Raw genomic sequence first — 15,985 nt, 5'->3', positions numbered from 1 at the left:
CGGGCGGCGAGGTCGGCGCCGTCGGCCCCGCTCGGGCCCACCACGATGCGGCGGCCGACGGGGGCGGCGCGCAGCACGCGTTCGAGCACGCTCGCGCCCGCGATGGGCAGACGGGTCTTGTCGGTCCCGCCCAGGCGCGAGGCCGCTCCCCCGGCCAGGATCACGGCGGCGACGGTGGCGGCGGTCTCGTGCGATGCGGTCGACATGGAGCGATCCTGTCATGGGAGGCTACGATGGCCCAGGCCTTCGGTCATGGGGATTCATCCCCCGACCGGACCGGAGCGCCTCCGTAGCTCAGGGGATAGAGCACCGCTCTCCTAAAGCGGGTGTCGCAGGTTCGAATCCTGCCGGGGGCACCAGTGAAGTTGCAGGTCAAGCGACTTCGGCGTCGACCGTCATCATCGCCAGAGGGGCGATTGTCCGCAGGTTGTCCGCAGCATGCTGGCCTCGTGCCGCTGCGAGACGGTCCGCAAGGTCATCGAGATCGTGGTCGAAGAGGTCGCTGTAGACGTTCAGAGTGGTGCTCGGCTTGTCGTGCCCAAGCATGCGCTGCACGGCCAACACGGAGGCTCCAGCGCTCACAGCGATGCTCGCGGCGGTGTGGCGCAGCTCGTGCGGCGTCAGACCAGGCACTCCCGCGTCACGGGCAGCACGGTCGAACCACGAGCGCCTCATGTTCCTCACCCGGAGCACATCTCCACGAGGCGATGGGAACAGGAGGTCTGCGGCGTCCCGACCGACGATGAGCGCGTCGATCTCATCGTCCAGGAACCGCGGCCATGGGACGGAGCGACGCTGGTGATCCTTCGGGTCCGACCAGACGAGCTCTCCGTTCACCTCCGTCACAGAGGCCTCCACCATGAAGCGCCGCCGCACTCGATCCACGTTCCCGACACGGAGCGCGGAGAGCTCTCCGATGCGCAAGCCACAGTAAGCGAGCACGAGGACGATCACCTCGTGGCTGCCCGCCTCCTGGGCAAGCCGGTCCACCTGTCCCACGGTGAGGTAGCGGCGGCGCGCCACCTTCTGCCTCGGGAGCTGGAGATGGTCGGCAGGATTCATCGACACACGACCGTTCCGCATGGCCATCTGGAGCACCCCCCGAGCGACGCCGACGATCTTTCGGACCGAGCCTGACGAGAGGCCCGACGCGACGAGCTCGTTGACCCAGATCTGGAGATCCTCGTGCTTCACAGCCGACAGACGCAGATCGCCCCACCTCGGGAGGACGTGCATGCGGAGTACGGAGAGGTTCCGCTCGCGGGTGGTGGCGGTCCACGACGGGTTCACCTTCCAGGCTTCCGCAACCTCTCCAAAGGTGATGACCTGACGCTGCGGGTCCACGTACCTGCCTGAGGCGATGTCTCCCGCGACCTTGTCGAGCCACTCCACGGCCTGAGGCTTCGTCGCGAAGATCTGGGCGCGCTCATCGCCCTCGGCGTTGACGTAGCGCGCTCTCCAGCGCTTCCCGACGCCATCACACCGGCGGCCCTTCACGCAGTCTCCGTGATGAAGCTTCGAGGGCGAGCCGTCACGCTTGTGCCAGCGGTCCTCGATGCCTGAACGACGGTTACGCCGCTGCGTCACGCCCCGCTCCCCTCTCGACCGATCTCCGACCTCAGCGCGGTGATGTAGCCCTTATCTCGGCTCTTCCTGATCCACCGAGTCGCTGTCGCCTGAGAGAGCCCCAGCTTCTCCGCGATGTCTCTTGCAGGCGAGGTACTCCCGACCAGCGCCTCGCTGTAGAGCTGGCCGACGAGCCGCAGGACCTCGTCATCCTTCGGGCCTCGCTTCGCCAGGTCCCTGAGCTCCTCGGAGCTCCTCTCCTGGACGAGGCCACGCCCCTTCAGCCTCTTGTCCATCTCGCGCCCTGCAGCCTCGGAAAGACTGGCCACGGGGATCTTCCGGAAGAGCGTGCTCGTGATGCCGCGCCAACCGAGCCTTCTCCCGACACCTGCGTGCGACACACGAACCGCTGTCGTCACGAACGGACTGGGCGCTCCGTCCTGCGCAAGCCGATCTGCCGCCAGGTCGAGTTCGACTCTCATGCGCGCACCATCGACCTCGCCCTCGAAGACAGCACGCGCATCACCATGCTCGCCCTCTTCCAACACGCTCAACGTCCATCCATCCATGGCGACACCATACGTACCCGCGCTCCACTTGACAACCGGACCGCACGTCGTCAACACTGAGCTCGCTGACGCAGACGTGCCAGCTGGACCTCAGGAGGAAGAGATGTCCAAGAAGATCAAGGGGGCGCAGGCCTCCCCCGCTGTGCGGTCCCGCTCTCTGACCACGCAGGAGGTGGAGGAGGAGTACCGCATCCCTGTCGGCACACTCCGCTACTGGAGGCACTGCAACACCGGCCCTAGGTCCTACATGGTGGGTGGCCGCATCCGCTACGACGTCGCTGATATCGACGCCTGGATCGCTGCTCAGAAGTCCAGCACGGGGCGTGGTGAAGCGGCCTAAGCATCTAGTCAACGAAACGGCCCCTGCCGAGGAAGCCGCCAAGCAGCTCGGCAAGGGCCAACCGGCAATCACAACTACACAAGAAGGAAAGCCACAGATCATGGTACGCAACCAGTCGCCCGCAAGCACTCGCATCAGGTCCACCCGACGCCGTCGCACCGGGGCAGGTAGCCGCCCCTCAGAGGAGTCCTCGACCCCCTCCACGGGCACCCGCCCCAACCCGCCGATCGACTTCAACGCCCTCTTCAGGACGGACTTCGATTGCGAGAAGTGGCTCCTCTGGCCCTTCGTACAGGAAGGACATCTCGGAGCCTTGTACGCGCCACCGAAGGCGGGGAAGTCGCTCGTGCTGCTCGACTTCATCGTCCAGTCGCTCCGGCACTCTGCCAAGGGGGTGGCACCCTCCTCGCCTCTGTGCGTGCTGTACCTCGATCGTGAGAACAGCCGCCGCGATATCGCGAGGCGTCTTCAGTCACTCGGGGCGGACCCCGAGGAGCTCGGGAACCTCAAGTACATCAGCTTCCCGCAGCTCGACTGGCTCGACACAGCTACTGGCGGCGAGCAGCTGCTCCGCCTCGCGGAGAAGCATGGTGCGAACCTCGTGGTCCTCGACAGCGTGTCTCGCTTCGTGCAGGGCGCGGAGAACGAGGCGAGCACTTGGAACGCTCTGTACGCCCATTCACTTGCCCCTCTGAAGGCTGCAGGCATCGCCTCCCTTCGAGTCGACCACACCGGGAAGCATGAAGACCGGGGCATGCGGGGAAGTAGCGCCAAGGCCAGTGACGTCGACTCTGCGTGGTCGCTGGCGCATGACGCGAAAGCTGGAGAGCGGACTCTCACCCGCACTCACACCAGGGACGGGATGGGCCCTGGAGAGGTGAGACTTCGAGTCCTCCACGAACCCCTGGAGCACAGGGTCGTGGACCCGGAGACGAGCCCTGAGGATCTCCTCGCGGAACAGCTTCGACGGCTCGGGTACGACGCTCACGGCACACGAGAGAAGGCCCGGGCGCTCCTCAAGCCCTATGGCTTCCCGCTGCCCAACTCGCAATACGGCAAGGTGAAGAAGCTGCTCTCTCCGGATGATGCTTCCGCCGCTTGAGATGATGGGACGGTCCCAACCCACCCCCCTCTAGGGAGGGGGTAGGACCGGCGAGCAACGACGAGTGCCGCACGACTGCATCGGAACTGTTCCGTCACGAATGGATCGTGGGTCCGAGGTCGTGCGGCACTCGATCTCCACTGGACGCGTTGAACGCCGACCGCAGACCGATGCAAGACGGCGGCAGCTCGATACCGTGCAAGGCTGAAGAAGTGCACTGGGTTGGCTATACACAACCATCGCGTCGTGAAGACCACCGACGATCTGGCTACTCAGCGGGAGTCGGCCCGTCGCCGGACAGGGGGGACTGGCAGACTGGGCGCATGCCATCCACCTCCCCTGAGGACACCCCTGCACTCCGCAAAGCCCGAGGCGCGTTCTTCACTCCTCAACGGCTCACCAGCTTCATGGCGAAATGGGCCATTCGGGATGAACACGATCGAGTCCTGGAACCCTCCGCAGGTGACGCTGAGTTCATGGTTGCCGCTGTCCGGCGACTGCAGAGCTTGTCCAGTGCCCCGTCCCGCCCCTCTGTCGATGGCGTAGAGATGCATGGCCACAGTGCCGAGTACGGGGCACAGCGGGTTCGTGACGCAGGTGGAGACCCGACTATCACTGTCAGTGACTTCTTTGATGTAGCACCTCAAGCGTCCTACGACGTCGTGATCGGAAATCCGCCATACATCCGGTATCAGGACTTCTCGGGCGACTCCCGCACCAAGGCCCGTGCTGCTGCGCTCCGAGGGGGCGTAAGGCTCTCGGGACTCGCATCGAGCTGGGCAGCGTTCGTCGTGTACTCGGCGCAGTTCTTGAACGAAGGAGGACGACTCGCGCTGGTGCTCCCTGCCGAGCTACTGAGCGTCAACTACGCATCACCCGTGCGCACTTTCCTCTTTCAGAGCTTCTCGAACGTCGAGATCGTCATGTTCGAGGAGCAGGTCTTCCCTGAGGCAGAAGCCGACGTTGTGCTCCTCCTTGCGAGCGGCTACGCGCTCGGACCGACCGATACTGCTCAGTTCCGGCAGACGCGGAACGCAGACACCCTCGACGCTCTCCCCCCTGAGACGACACCTTGGTCCCCTCCGTCTCCCGGAGAGAAGTGGACGGGGAGCCTCACCGGCACTGTTGCGAGCGAAGCCATCTCCAAGCTGTCCACCAACGGACAGTTCGTACCCCTAGAGACTTGGGGCGACACAACGCTCGGCATCGTCACTGGGCGTAACTCCTTCTTCACGCTGTCCCCGGAGGATGTGCGACGCCGAGCGATCGCAGACAGTGAACTGCTGCGCCTCTCGCCGCCGGGAAGTGCCCACCTTCGCGGTCTGACATTCACTCCATCAAAGTGGAAGAAGCTTGGGGAGGAAGGGCGGTCTACATACCTGTTCCGACCTACCGAGCAACCTTCCGAAGGCGCACGGGCCTACCTTCTCGAGGGCACTGAGCAAGGTGTCGATCAGGCGTACAAGTGCCGCGTCCGCAAGGTTTGGTACCAGGTGCCGCTCGTGAAGCCATGCGACCTGTTCCTCACCTACATGAACGCCGATGCACCTCGCCTCTGCTCGAACGACGCCCGCGCGTACCACTTGAACTCGGTACACGGCCTATACCTGCACGAGGATGTGCAGGACCTTGGACGAGACCTACTGCCGATCGCCAGCTTGAACTCCGCCTCGCTACTGCATGCTGAGCTCGTCGGTCGCGCCTATGGGGGTGGACTACTCAAGCTGGAGCCCCGCGAAGCAGACAGATGGCTCCTGCCCTCACCCGAACGGCTCAGGGCGCTTGCTACGCCCCTTCGCGAGCTCAAGCCTCGCGTGAGTCGCCTGCTGGCCGCTGGACGACTTCAAGAGGCCTCTCAGGCGGTCGACGAAGTCCTCCTCGACGGCACAGCTTTCACGAGCAACGAACTCCACCAGGTGCGTGCGGGCCGGGACCTTCTGGCCTCCCGACGCAAGATCCGAGGCGCAAGTGGCCGATAAGAAGAGCCCCGACTTCAAGAAGCGCGCCCTCCCCGTCTTCGACGAGATCCTCGCCGCCGCCACGCCCGGGGGGAGCCACACTATCCCCTGGGCTGCTGCAGGCGGTGATCGTGTGGTGTACAAGCCCGACTATGAAGTGCTCACGCGACTTCTGGGCGTCCCGTTGTACTTTGGCGCGAACACTCAGAGCCGCGTCCCTGCCTTCGCATTGGACCTATGGCTCGCCTACGAGCTCAGACGTGCAGGCTTCGACAGCGACTCGGTGTGGCCTCGCGCCTCACACCCGAGGATCCTCCCGAAGACCGTCGTCGATCTCCTGCGGGACCTGCCGAGGAGGCAGCGGGAACCGATCGAGGCCCGGATCGCCACAAGGGCCAGCATCTCGAACGTCACTAGCTCCGATGCCAACATCCTGGGGAAGAACTACTTCAAGCAGGTCGACGTCATCATGACGAGCTGGGACACGGGACCGGAGATCTTGGTTTCGACAAAGAGGATGGACTCTTCCTTCGGCAAGAATGCTGCGAACCGCGTGGAAGAGTCCTACGGCGACGCCAAGAACCTCAGGGCACGCCACCCCCTTGCAGCACACGGCTACCTATACGGGCTCAGGTCAACAGTGGTCGATGAAGAGCCCGACACCGCTGAGAAACTAATCGATCTGCTGGGCAAGTTGGGACAGGAAGACGACGCCTACGACGCAACGTGTCTGCTGATGATTGAGTACGACGACGTACCTGCAGCGGCGAACGCTGATGAGGCCTCGGTGGACGAGGTTCTCTCGGATCTACCAGAGGTCCGCATTCGGCGAGACCTCGCTCCCGAGGCACTCTCGCCGGAGCTCTTCCTCTCGGCGATCGTGAACCAGGTCCTCGACACGACCCCCGTCTCGATCCACAGGGAGGCACGCTTCCGCAGGAAGTCACCGATCCATGCAGACACGGTGATCGGAGATCTCGGGACCGCAAGAGACCTCAGCGCCCCTGGTGACTATCGAGTCGACTACGCCCCCCTCATGGGAACGGAGACTGTCCGCAACTTGTCCGCAGAAGGACCGACTGCGGACAATAGCCTCCCAATCGATCAAACGTCACAAACACGTCCCACCAGCAGGGATTGAAGTCTCCCAAGGCCGCAGGATCGACTGGAACGCTCTCCTAAAGCGGGTGTCGCAGGTTCGAATCCTGCCGGGGGCACCATCATCAGCATCCGACATGGACCGCGACGGGGTGACCATGATCCGGCGAGGTCCCCCCGCCTTCTTTCTGACGCTGACGTACGCCTCGCGCACCTGCCCCGTGTGCCGAGCTCGCCCGTCCGAGCCGGCGTTCGCGAAGCGCGCGGCACCGAGCACGGGGATCCTTGCAGAGAACGGCGTACATCACGTACATGATGTACGCCGTTTTCTGCAGCACATCCCCCGTCGGCCGCGGAAGACCCGGAAGACCCGCGAGTCCGGCGCCGCGCACCCTTGACCCGCGCAGCGAAGCGGCGAAGGATCCGGGCATGAGCACCGTCTTCGTCACCACCGCCTACGGCGGGCCCGAGAACCAGCAGCTGAGCACCCGGGAGGCGCCCGCGCCGCGGCCCGGTGAGATCGCGATCGAGGTGCGGGTGGCGGGGGTGAACCCGGCCGACGCGAAGCGCCGCGAGGGGCTCTTCGGGACCAAGGGGTCGCTGCCGCTCGCGCTCGGCCTCGAGGCGGCAGGCGTGGTCACCGCCCTCGGCGAGGGGGTCGACGGCTTCGAGATCGGGGACGACGTGCTCGGTGCGCCCGCCCGCGGCCTCGGCGCCTTCGCCGAGCACACCGTGCTGAAGGCCTCCGCCGCAGTGCACCGCCCGCCGGAGGTCGCCTGCGAGCAGGCGGCGACGCTGCCGGTGGCGGGGACGACCGCCTGGGACCTCGCCGCCTCCGCCGCACCGGGCGAGACCGTGCTGGTGCTCGGTGCGGGCGGGGGCGTCGGCCGGATGGCGGTGCAGGTCGCCGTCGCGGCCGGGGCCCGGGTGCTCGGGGTCGCCTCGAGGGGGAAGCAGGAGCTGGTGGAGTCCGCGGGCGCCGAGCAGGTCCTCTCCGGCGACGGCGCCGCGGACGCGGTGCGGGATCTCGCCGCAGACGGCGTGGACCTGCTGATCGACCTCGTCGGCGGGCAGCCGCTGCGGGACCTCGCGCCGCTCACCAGGGATCCGGCGCGGATCCTCTCCGCGGCCGATCAGGCCACCGCCGAGGAGCTCGGCGGCGGCGGCCGTCCCTCGTCCGAGGATGCGCTCGCGCAGATCACCCGGCTGGTCGCCGACGGGGCGGTGGATCCGCACGTCACCGCCCGCTACCCGCTCGTCGCCGCCGCGGAGGCGATGGCCGCGGTGGAGACCGGGCACAGCGCCGGGAAGATCGTGCTGATCCCCTGATCGCCGCGATCACGCCACCCGGCGGCGTAACAGGACGGAGCACCGATCGCCTGGCGAGGCTCCGAGCGCGGGACTCGTGCCCGCCGTACGGGCCTAGCTCAACGTCCCCGTCAGCCGGCCGTGGAAGTGGGTCGAGCGCTCGTCGAGCCCGGTGAAGGAGACCTCGAGGCCGTGCTCGACATACTTGGCCTGGACCGAGTCGAGCACTGCGACGGTGGAGGCGTCCCAGATCTGGGCCGCGGTGAAGTCGACGGCGACCGGGAGGCCGCGCTCGGCGTCGGCAGCGTAGTCGAACTGCTCGACCAGGTCGTTGCTCGAGCCGAAGAAGAGCGGGCCGTGCACGGTGTAGCGCGTCCCGTCGACCCCCGTCGTGCGCTCCACGCGGGTCACGTGCGCGACGCGGCGGGCGAACAGGGCGACCGCGAGCAGCGCGCCGGCGGCGACGCCGAGGGCGAGGTTGTGAGTGATCACCACGACCACGACGGTCGTGACCATCACGAGCGTCTCGGAGGCCGGCATGCGGCGCAGGGTCGCGGGGCGCACGCTGTGGAAGTCCACGGTGGAGACCGCGACGACCATCATCACCGCGGCGAGCGCGGCCATCGGGATCTGCTCCATGAGGTCCGACAGCGCGGTGACCAGTATGAGCAGCAGCACGCCGGCGACGAGGGTGGAGATGCGGGTGCGGGCCCGGCCCAGCTTCACGTTCATGACGGTCTGGCCGATCATCGCGCAGCCCGCGATCCCGCCCCAGAAGCCGGCGAGGATGTTGGAGACGCCGAGCGCCCAGGACTCGCGGCTCTTCGAGGAGCGGGTGTCGGTGATGTCGTCGACGAGCTTCGCGGTCAGCAGCGTCTCCATCAGGCCGACGAAGGCGACGGACAGCGCGGTCGGGGCGATGATCTGCAGCGTCTCCAGCGTCAGCGGCACCTCGAGCGGAGTGAGGCCGGGCAGGCCGCCGGAGACCTCGCCCTGGTCGCCGACGGTCGGGACGCGGAGGTGGAAGATCATCGCGATCGCGGTGACCAGCACGATCGCGACCAGCGGCGCGGGCACGGCCTTCGTCAGGCGCGGCAGGGCGAGCACCACGACGAGGGTGAGCGCGAACAGCGGGTAGACCGCGGCGGGCACGCCCAGGACGTGCTGGAGCTGCGCCGTGAAGATCAGGATGCCCAGCGCGTTGACGAAGCCGATCATCACCGAGCGGGGGATGAAGCGCATGATCCGCGCGAGCCCGACGAGGCCGAAGGCGATCTGGACGAGGCCCGCGAGGATCACGGTGGGCAGCAGGTACTCGACCCCGTGGGTGTGCACGAGCGGGGCGACGACGAGCGCGACCGCGCCCGCGGCGGCGGTGATCATCGCGGGGCGTCCGCCGAGGAAGGTCATCGAGATCGCGAGCACGACGGAGGCGATGAGGCTGACCTTCGGGTCCACGCCCGCGATCACCGAGAAGGAGATGACCTCCGGGATCAGCGCGAGGGTGGTCACGGCGCCGGCCAGCACCTCGGTGGTGAGGCGGCGCGGGCTGCGCAGGGCCTGCAGCACGGTGGGAGAGGAGGACGCGGTCACGGGCCGATGCTATCCGCGTCCGCGGCGGACTACCCTGGCCCTCTGGCTGCCGTGCGTCGCGTCTCACCGCGAGCGCGCCGCACGCCCCGACCGTCCCGCTCGCTCCGCCCGACAGAGGTTCCATGGCCCCGCCTGCTCGCCGCCGCTTCGATGCCACCTGGCTGCCCTTCGGGATGATCCTCGGGTTCGTGGTCGGGATCGGGACGGGGCTCGCGGTCGTCGACAGTCTGTGGATCGGCGCGGTCGTCGGCGTGCTCGTCGGCGCCGGGCTTGGAGTGCTGCTGGGGCTGCGCGGGGGCGGCGACGCGCTCACTCGGGACGAGGATGCGGAGGACGACGAGTACCGGCGGCTGCACGGCGACCCGCGCCCGGGCGAGAGGCGCTGACCTGCACGCCTCCTGGTCCCCAGAGGATCTCCACATCGTCGGCACGAGCCTTCCATGGCATGGACTTGACCCTCTCTTGACCGTCGGGCAGGGTGTGATGCGGGCCACCGCTCCCCGGTCCATGACGGCGCGCCCGCCGCACCGGGGAGGGCCGGGACGGAGACCCTGATGGGACACCTCGACGCACGGACCACGACCACCCGTCGTCTGCGCCGCGGCATGGCGCTCGCGGCCTGCACGGCGCTGCTGGGCCTGACCGCCTGCAGCGCGGGGGACGAGGCCGGGACCGGGGACGACGGCGCCCAGGAGCCCGCCACCGCGACGGAGGAGCAGTCCGGCGGCGAGCAGCCGTCGGACGATGCCGGGCCCGGCGACGACGCCGAGACCGGGGACGACGCCGAGGTCGGCGACGACCAGGCGACCGACGACCAGGGCGAGACAGGGGGCGACGAGGGGGCGGGAGACCAGGAGAAGGGGGACCCGGGCGCCGCGGGCGAGCGCACCCGGATCCTCCTGGTCACGGACCTCGGCATCGACGAGACCTCCGGGGACGGCGCACCGACCCTTGCGAACGACGACCTCGCCGCGCTGCTCGCGGAGCCCTTCGGCGGCACCGCCGAATGCGCCGACGAGCTGCTGATCGAGACGGGACAGAGCGCCGGCTGCGACGGGCCGACGAGCCCGGACGACACCGCCCCGACCCAGGAGTGGGTCGCGAGCACGGTCGCTGTCCCGCACGAGGACGCCCTCGAGAACGGCTACCGGGTCGCGCTGCTGTTCTCCACCGGCACCGAGCTCCCCGAGGAGGCGAGCGAGCTGACCCAGGAGAACGTGATGCTGACGGGCCTGGGCCAGGGCTCGATGTTCGGGGCCGAGCCGCTCGGCGCGGAGGAGGTCGCGGACGCGACCCTGCATACCCTCACCTCCGAGAACGCCTACGTGCCGGTGGCCGGCATGGCCGACTGGTCCGAGGTGACCTGCGAGAACGGCCTGGACTTCGAGGAGTTCGGGACGACGGGCTGCACGGCCGCCACCGCCGAGGGCGACTCCTGGCAGCTGCACGTCGCCCCCGGCACCTTCGCCGACGGCGACCAGGGGCTGCTGGTCGGCATCGGCAGCCCGACCGACGTCTGAGCCCCGGCGCATCTCGCCCCGCCCCGTCTCGCGCCCGCCCAGGTCAGACCGCTCACCACGAGCTGACCCGGGCGAGCGCGACGGGTTACGGTGAGAGCGCGCCGAGGGCAGATCGGCGCCCCGGCCGGGACGACCCGGCCGGCGGACGCACCACGAGGACGGCCTCGCAGGAGATCCGATGAGCCCCTCGTCCCGCACCCGCCGGCCGCGCGCCGCGTCCCCGTCGGCCGCACCCGACCGCTCCCCCGAGCCGGACGGCTCCCCGCACGTCGCCGTCTCCCCCGGCCCTGAGTCCCCGGGCCCCGCCCTCGCCGGGAGGGGCCTCGTCCGCACGGTGCTCGACCGCAGCGCGATCTCGCGACTGCTGCTCGGCTGGGCGGGCGTCGCCGCGCTGATGCTGCTCTCCCCCGCCCCGGGCGCGCTGTCCTCGGCGCTGCTCGCGCTCACCCTCACCGCGATCGTCGCGGTGATCGTGATCGCCGCCGGCGGCGTGGTCGCGCAGGCGGAGGCCCTCGCCGGCCGCCTCGGCGACCCCTGCGGCACCCTGGTGCTCACCCTGTCGATCGTGGTGATCGAGGTGGTGCTGATCGCCGCGGTGATGCTCGGCCCGGGCGATCACGCGACCATCGCCCGCGACTCCGTCATGGCGGTCTCGATGATCATCATGAACCTCGTCCTCGGCCTGTGCCTGCTGGTCGGCGGCATCCGCCGCGAGGCGATGCAGGTGAACCGGACGGGCACCTCCGTCTACCTGGTGCTGCTGATCGGCCTCGGCGCGATGGCCTTCGCGGTCCCGACGGTGCTCGGCGAGGACGGCACCTACGCCCCCGTCCAGGGCGTCGCGATCGCGGTGATGACCGTCGCCGTGTACGCCGTCTTCCTGTGGCGCCAGACCGGCGCACAGGCGGTCGAGTTCCAGGAGGTGGAGCTCCCCGCGGCCGACGGGTCCGCCGAGGAGCCCGCCGACGCCGCGGCCGACCCCGACGCCGAGGGCTCCTCGCCCGGCATCGGCGCGACGCTCGCCCACCACCGCGCGGAGCTGGGGCTGCGCGTGCTGCTGCTCGTCGCGACCGTGCTGCCGATCGTGCTGCTCTCCCACCACATGGCCGGGCTGCTCGACGAGGGGCTGGAGCGACTCGGCGCCCCGATCGCCCTGTCCGGGATGCTGATCGCCGCGATCGTGTTCACCCCCGAGACGCTCACCGCGCTCCGTGCGGCGACCGGCGGGGAGATGCAGCGGGTGGTCAACCTGTGCCACGGCGCGCTCGTCTCGACCCTGGCGCTGACCATCCCGACCGTGCTGATCATCGGGCTCGCCACCGGCACCCCCGTGGTGCTGGCGGAGTCGCCCGTGAACCTGCTGCTGCTCGGCGTGACCTTCGCGGTCTCCGCCGTCTCCGCGGCGGCTCCGCGCGTGACCGCGGTGCACGGCACGGTGCACCTGCTGCTCTTCGCGGTCTACGCCCTCGCCCTGTTCTCCTGAGCCCGCCGCCGCCCTGTCGCCCGCCGACACCGCACCCGGCCACGGGGCCGCGGGGTAGGGTCGCGGCGTGAGTGCGACGACGCTTCAGATCCCGACGGACGCCGGTGACCTGCCCGGGCTGCTCTGGCTGCCCGAAGACCTCGATCAGCCCGTGCCGGGTCTCGTGGTGCTGCAGGAGATCTTCGGACTCTCCACCTACATGCAGCAGCGCTGCGCGGATCTCGCCGCCCGCGGCTACGCGGTGCTCGCCCCGCAGCTCTTCGCACGGCTCGACCCGCCGGTCGTCGGCATCGAGGACGGCGAGGACTTCCAGACCTGGCTCGAGGAGGGCATGGCGCTGACCTCGCGCGTGCCCTGGGAGCGGGCCGAGGCCGATGCGATCGCGGCGATCGGCGCGCTGCGCGCCCATGGCGCGGTCGACTCCGAACGGGTGGGGCTGGTGGGCTTCTGCTACGGCGGCGGGCTCGCGTTCTCCGCCGCCGCATCGGCCGCCGAGGAGGACCGCCCGGTCTCGGCCCTGGTCAGCTACTACGGCTCCGCGCTGCCCACGCTGCTGGACCGCGCCGCGCAGGTGGGCGTGCCGAGCCTGCACCACTTCGGCACGGCCGACGCCTTCATCCCGCTCGAGCAGGTCGAGCAGATCCGCGAGGCCGTCACCGCCGACGGCACCCGCGAGCAGGTGCGCTTCTCGCTCCACGAGGGTGCGGGGCACGCCTTCGACAACCCCCACCCCGGTCTGCACCACGCCGGCGCCGCCGAGGCGGCCTGGCAGCAGACCCTCGGCTTCCTCGCCGAGGCCCTCCCGCCGCGGGGCTGAATGCCTCGCGCCGCCACCGCCCTCCGGCAGGTCGTCGTCGGGCGGGTCCTGCCCGTCCGATCAGGGCGTGATCGAATAGTTATGTCCCGATTGTCGGACAGTCGGATCGGCTGGCGGTCGTCCCGTCCGGCGGACGCATCCCTGCAGGCCAGGCCGTTTCCCCCCAAGAACCCTCACCCCCGCCGCCTCCGTCCCGCGGACGCTCCGAGCCCCGTTCATGAGCCCTGAAACGCCTGTTCCAAAGCGGTTTTTCCCACGGTCGAGGCTTAGAGTGATGGATCGTCGGATGCCGCCCGGGTCCCGCTGCGCCTCCTGTCGCTCTGCGCCTTCTGTCGCTCTGCGCCCTCTGCCGCTCACGTCCCGCTCGGCATCGCTCACGTCATGTCGCCACCGAAGGAGCCCCTGTGCCACCTGTGATCTCTGCCGAGGGTCTGTACAAGATCTTCGGCCGCCGACCAGAGCGAGGAGTGCGCGAGCTCCGCAGCGGACGCTCGCGCGAGGACCTGCGCGCGCAGGGCCTGACCGCCGCCGTGATCGATGCCAGCTTCAGCGTCGACCCCGGGGAGATCTTCGTGGTGATGGGCCTGTCCGGCTCCGGGAAGTCCACCCTCATCCGCATGGTCAACGGCCTGCTCCCCGCCACCGACGGCGAGATCCGCATCGGCGAGGAGGTGCTCTCGAAGATGTCCCCCGCGCAGGTGCGGGACGTGCGCCGCCGTCGGATCTCCATGGTCTTCCAGAACTTCGCGCTCCTCCCCCATCGCACCGTCGGCGAGAACGCCGCCTACGGCCTCGAGATCAGCGGCATGAACCGCTCCGATCGCGAGAAGAAGGCGAAGGAGGCGCTGGGGATGGTGGGGCTGAAGGGCTGGGACGCCTACCGCCCCTCCGCCCTCTCCGGCGGCATGAAGCAGCGTGTGGGCCTGGCCCGTGCCCTCGCCGCCGGCACCGACGTGATGCTGATGGACGAGGCGTTCTCCGCCCTGGACCCGCTGATCCGGCGCGACATGCAGGACCAGCTCGTCGACCTGCAGCAGCGTCTGGACAAGACGATCCTGTTCATCACCCATGACCTCAACGAGGCGATGCGCCTGGGCGACCGGATCGCGATGATGCGCGACGGCCGGATCGAGCAGATCGGCTCCTCGGAGGAGATCCTCAACGAGCCCGCCAACGACTACGTCGCGAAGTTCATCCAGGACGTCGACCGCACCCGCGTGCTCGTGGCCGGCGCCGTGATGGAGCAGCCGCGCGAGACCCTCGGCATCGGTCAGGGTCCGCGCACCGCCCACAAGCTGCTGCGCGAGACGCAGAACCCCTGGCTCGTGGTGCTCGAGCGCGACCGCCCCCCCGCCGGCGTGATCTGGCAGGACGACGTCGCCGAGGCGGTGCGCCTCGGCCAGGACGAACTGCCCTGGTCCGATCGGCACGAGATGGCGGTGGTCAGCCACGACACGCCTGTCGCCGAGCTGTTCGGGAAGTCCGCGCAGCACGACGCGCCGCTCGTCGTCGTCGACGACGAGGGCCGGTTCGCCGGCGTGATCCCCCGGGTCACCCTGCTCACCGCGCTCGGCGTGATCGGCGAGGGAGAGACCTCCTCCCCCGCCGTCGATCCGCCGCCCGGACCGGTGGACCCCGGCGCCCCGGGAGACGCCGCGCAGGACGCCCCGACCGCCGACGATCGCCTCGGAGGTGACGCACGATGAACCCCGACGACGCCCTCATGCCCCGCCTCCCGATCGGCGAGTGGATCGACGCCGGCATCGACTGGCTCAAGGCGAACGTCTCCTGGCTGTTCGACCTCTTCTCCACGGTGATGGACTTCCTGATCGGCGGCCTCACCGACCTGCTCCTGCTGGCGCCCGCGCTGGTGATGGTCGTGGTCTTCGCACTGATCGCCTTCGTGTTCCGCTCCTGGAAGCTCTCGCTCGCGACGCTCATCGGCTTCGCCATCGTGATCTCGATGGAGCAGTGGGAGACGATGATGCAGACCATGGCGCTGGTGCTGGTGGCGACCGTGTTCGCGGTCGTGATCGCGGTGCCGCTGGGCATCCTCGCGGCTGTCTCCAGCACGGTCAGCGCGATCGTGAAGCCGGTCATGGACTTCATGCAGACGATGCCCGCCTTCGTCTACCTGATCCCGGCGGTCACGTTCTTCTCGATCGGCGTGGTCCCGGGCGTCTTCTCCACGATCATCTTCGCGCTGCCGCCCGGCGTGCGCATGACCGAGCTCGGCATCCGCCAGGTCGACGCAGAGACCGTCGAGGCCGGAGAGGCCTTCGGCGCGACCCGTGGCCAGATCCTCCGCGGCATCCAGCTGCCGCTGGCCGTCCCGACCATCATGGCGGGCGTCAACCAGGTCATCATGCTCTCCCTGTCGATGGCCGTGGTCGCCGGCATGGTCGGCGCGGACGGCCTGGGCAAGGAGGTCGTCCAGGCGATCTCCACCCAGAACCTGCCCCTCGGCGTCGAGGCCGGCCTGGCCGTGGTGGTCCTGGCCGTCTTCCTCGACCGCCTCACCGCGGCGATCGGCAACCCCGCCGGCTATCCGACCTCCGCGCTCGCCCTGATCCAGCGGTCCATCGCGCAGCGCGCGACCACCGGGGCCTGACCCGTCGACCCCCCCCCCCC

Annotated in this window: 15 protein-coding genes and 1 tRNA gene; 12 read left to right on the top strand and 4 right to left on the bottom strand. The window is 69.1% G+C overall.

From position 1 onward, the window contains the following. On the bottom strand, nt 1–206 hold a 206-nt coding region (locus HMPREF3159_RS13500; RefSeq protein WP_168165436.1), incomplete at its 3' end, for an NTP transferase domain-containing protein. A gap of 77 nt (nt 207–283) precedes the next feature. Here HMPREF3159_RS13500 and HMPREF3159_RS13495 point away from each other — a divergent pair. After that, nucleotides 284–359, top strand: a tRNA-Arg gene (locus tag HMPREF3159_RS13495). A gap of 13 nt (nt 360–372) precedes the next feature. Here the strand turns inward: HMPREF3159_RS13495 and HMPREF3159_RS13490 are convergent. Together HMPREF3159_RS13490 and HMPREF3159_RS13485 are read right to left on the bottom strand one after the other, a co-directional pair. After that, on the bottom strand, nt 373–1,587 hold the full coding sequence (locus HMPREF3159_RS13490) for a tyrosine-type recombinase/integrase (protein WP_210388881.1): 1,215 nt from the start codon (nt 1,585–1,587) through the stop codon (nt 373–375). After that, a complete protein-coding gene (locus HMPREF3159_RS13485) occupies nt 1,584–2,135 on the bottom strand; it encodes a helix-turn-helix domain-containing protein (RefSeq protein WP_070501630.1) in 552 nt (183 codons plus the stop codon). Before HMPREF3159_RS13485 ends, HMPREF3159_RS13490 begins: the two co-directional genes overlap by 4 nt. A gap of 103 nt (nt 2,136–2,238) precedes the next feature. Here HMPREF3159_RS13485 and HMPREF3159_RS13480 point away from each other — a divergent pair, with 103 nt between their 5' ends. The 5 genes from HMPREF3159_RS13480 to HMPREF3159_RS13460 all read left to right on the top strand — a co-directional run bounded on the left by HMPREF3159_RS13480 (nt 2,239) and on the right by HMPREF3159_RS13460 (nt 7,962). Next, entirely contained in the window at nt 2,239–2,475 is a 237-nt protein-coding gene (locus tag HMPREF3159_RS13480; protein WP_070501629.1) for a helix-turn-helix transcriptional regulator, read from the top strand. A 100-nt stretch (nt 2,476–2,575) separates the two neighbouring features. Continuing rightward, entirely contained in the window at nt 2,576–3,577 is a 1,002-nt protein-coding gene (locus tag HMPREF3159_RS13475; RefSeq protein ID WP_070501628.1) for an AAA family ATPase, read from the top strand. A gap of 323 nt (nt 3,578–3,900) precedes the next feature. Further along, nucleotides 3,901–5,556 (top strand): Eco57I restriction-modification methylase domain-containing protein, encoded by a 1,656-nt coding sequence (locus HMPREF3159_RS13470; protein WP_070501627.1) that lies wholly within the window; start codon nt 3,901–3,903, stop codon nt 5,554–5,556. Further along, a complete protein-coding gene (locus HMPREF3159_RS13465) occupies nt 5,546–6,676 on the top strand; it encodes a hypothetical protein (RefSeq protein WP_210388880.1) in 1,131 nt (376 codons plus the stop codon). The genes HMPREF3159_RS13470 and HMPREF3159_RS13465 overlap by 11 nt, the downstream gene beginning before the upstream one ends. A 386-nt stretch (nt 6,677–7,062) precedes the next feature. Continuing rightward, entirely contained in the window at nt 7,063–7,962 is a 900-nt protein-coding gene (locus HMPREF3159_RS13460; RefSeq protein ID WP_070501625.1) for an NADP-dependent oxidoreductase, read from the top strand. A 93-nt stretch (nt 7,963–8,055) separates the two neighbouring features. On the opposite strand, the gene HMPREF3159_RS13455 is transcribed toward HMPREF3159_RS13460, so the two are convergent. Further along, the gene (locus HMPREF3159_RS13455; RefSeq protein WP_070501623.1) at nt 8,056–9,534 is read right to left on the bottom strand and encodes a SulP family inorganic anion transporter; all 1,479 of its coding nucleotides are present in this window, start codon (nt 9,532–9,534) and stop codon (nt 8,056–8,058) included. A gap of 122 nt (nt 9,535–9,656) precedes the next feature. Between HMPREF3159_RS13455 and HMPREF3159_RS13450 the strand changes: the two genes are divergently transcribed. The 6 genes from HMPREF3159_RS13450 (at nt 9,657) to HMPREF3159_RS13425 (ending at nt 15,965) form a co-directional block, all read left to right on the top strand. After that, on the top strand, nt 9,657–9,920 hold the full coding sequence (locus HMPREF3159_RS13450; protein WP_070501622.1) for a hypothetical protein: 264 nt from the start codon (nt 9,657–9,659) through the stop codon (nt 9,918–9,920). Between the two features lie 168 nt (nt 9,921–10,088). Then, nucleotides 10,089–11,054: a hypothetical protein gene (locus tag HMPREF3159_RS13445; RefSeq protein ID WP_070501620.1), complete on the top strand. Its 966-nt coding sequence runs from the start codon at nt 10,089–10,091 to the stop codon at nt 11,052–11,054. A 178-nt stretch (nt 11,055–11,232) separates the two neighbouring features. Next, a complete protein-coding gene (locus tag HMPREF3159_RS13440; RefSeq protein ID WP_083305955.1) occupies nt 11,233–12,537 on the top strand; it encodes a calcium:cation antiporter in 1,305 nt (434 codons plus the stop codon). Between the two features lie 67 nt (nt 12,538–12,604). Then, nucleotides 12,605–13,354: a dienelactone hydrolase family protein gene (locus HMPREF3159_RS13435; RefSeq protein ID WP_070501619.1), complete on the top strand. Its 750-nt coding sequence runs from the start codon at nt 12,605–12,607 to the stop codon at nt 13,352–13,354. Between the two features lie 413 nt (nt 13,355–13,767). Beyond that, nucleotides 13,768–15,060, top strand: coding sequence for a quaternary amine ABC transporter ATP-binding protein (locus tag HMPREF3159_RS13430; RefSeq protein WP_070501617.1), 1,293 nt, complete (start codon nt 13,768–13,770; stop codon nt 15,058–15,060). After that, nucleotides 15,057–15,965, top strand: a complete 909-nt coding sequence (locus HMPREF3159_RS13425; RefSeq protein ID WP_070501615.1) for an ABC transporter permease — start codon at nt 15,057–15,059, stop codon at nt 15,963–15,965. The genes HMPREF3159_RS13430 and HMPREF3159_RS13425 overlap by 4 nt, the downstream gene beginning before the upstream one ends. The last annotated feature ends 20 nt before the right edge of the window (nt 15,966–15,985 follow it).

It is taken from the genome of Brachybacterium sp. HMSC06H03 (assembly GCF_001807385.1).
GTDB lineage: Bacteria > Actinomycetota > Actinomycetes > Actinomycetales > Dermabacteraceae > Brachybacterium > Brachybacterium conglomeratum.
Note: the sequence above shows the minus strand (reverse complement) of the source record. Positions and strands in the feature narration are given on the sequence as shown.

Bases quoted from the DNA above. Each gene is read 5' to 3' on its own strand.
- HMPREF3159_RS13425 (WP_070501615.1), top strand. From the start codon at position 15,057: ATGAACCCCGACGACGCCCTCATGCCCCGCCTCCCGATCGGCGAGTGG.
- HMPREF3159_RS13485 (WP_070501630.1), bottom strand. From the start codon at position 2,135: ATGGATGGATGGACGTTGAGCGTGTTGGAAGAGGGCGAGCATGGTGAT.
- HMPREF3159_RS13475 (WP_070501628.1), top strand. From the start codon at position 2,576: ATGGTACGCAACCAGTCGCCCGCAAGCACTCGCATCAGGTCCACCCGA.
- HMPREF3159_RS13440 (WP_083305955.1), top strand. From the start codon at position 11,233: ATGAGCCCCTCGTCCCGCACCCGCCGGCCGCGCGCCGCGTCCCCGTCG.
- HMPREF3159_RS13480 (WP_070501629.1), top strand. From the start codon at position 2,239: ATGTCCAAGAAGATCAAGGGGGCGCAGGCCTCCCCCGCTGTGCGGTCC.
- HMPREF3159_RS13460 (WP_070501625.1), top strand. From the start codon at position 7,063: ATGAGCACCGTCTTCGTCACCACCGCCTACGGCGGGCCCGAGAACCAG.
- HMPREF3159_RS13450 (WP_070501622.1), top strand. From the start codon at position 9,657: ATGGCCCCGCCTGCTCGCCGCCGCTTCGATGCCACCTGGCTGCCCTTC.
- HMPREF3159_RS13445 (WP_070501620.1), top strand. From the start codon at position 10,089: ATGGGACACCTCGACGCACGGACCACGACCACCCGTCGTCTGCGCCGC.
- HMPREF3159_RS13470 (WP_070501627.1), top strand. From the start codon at position 3,901: ATGCCATCCACCTCCCCTGAGGACACCCCTGCACTCCGCAAAGCCCGA.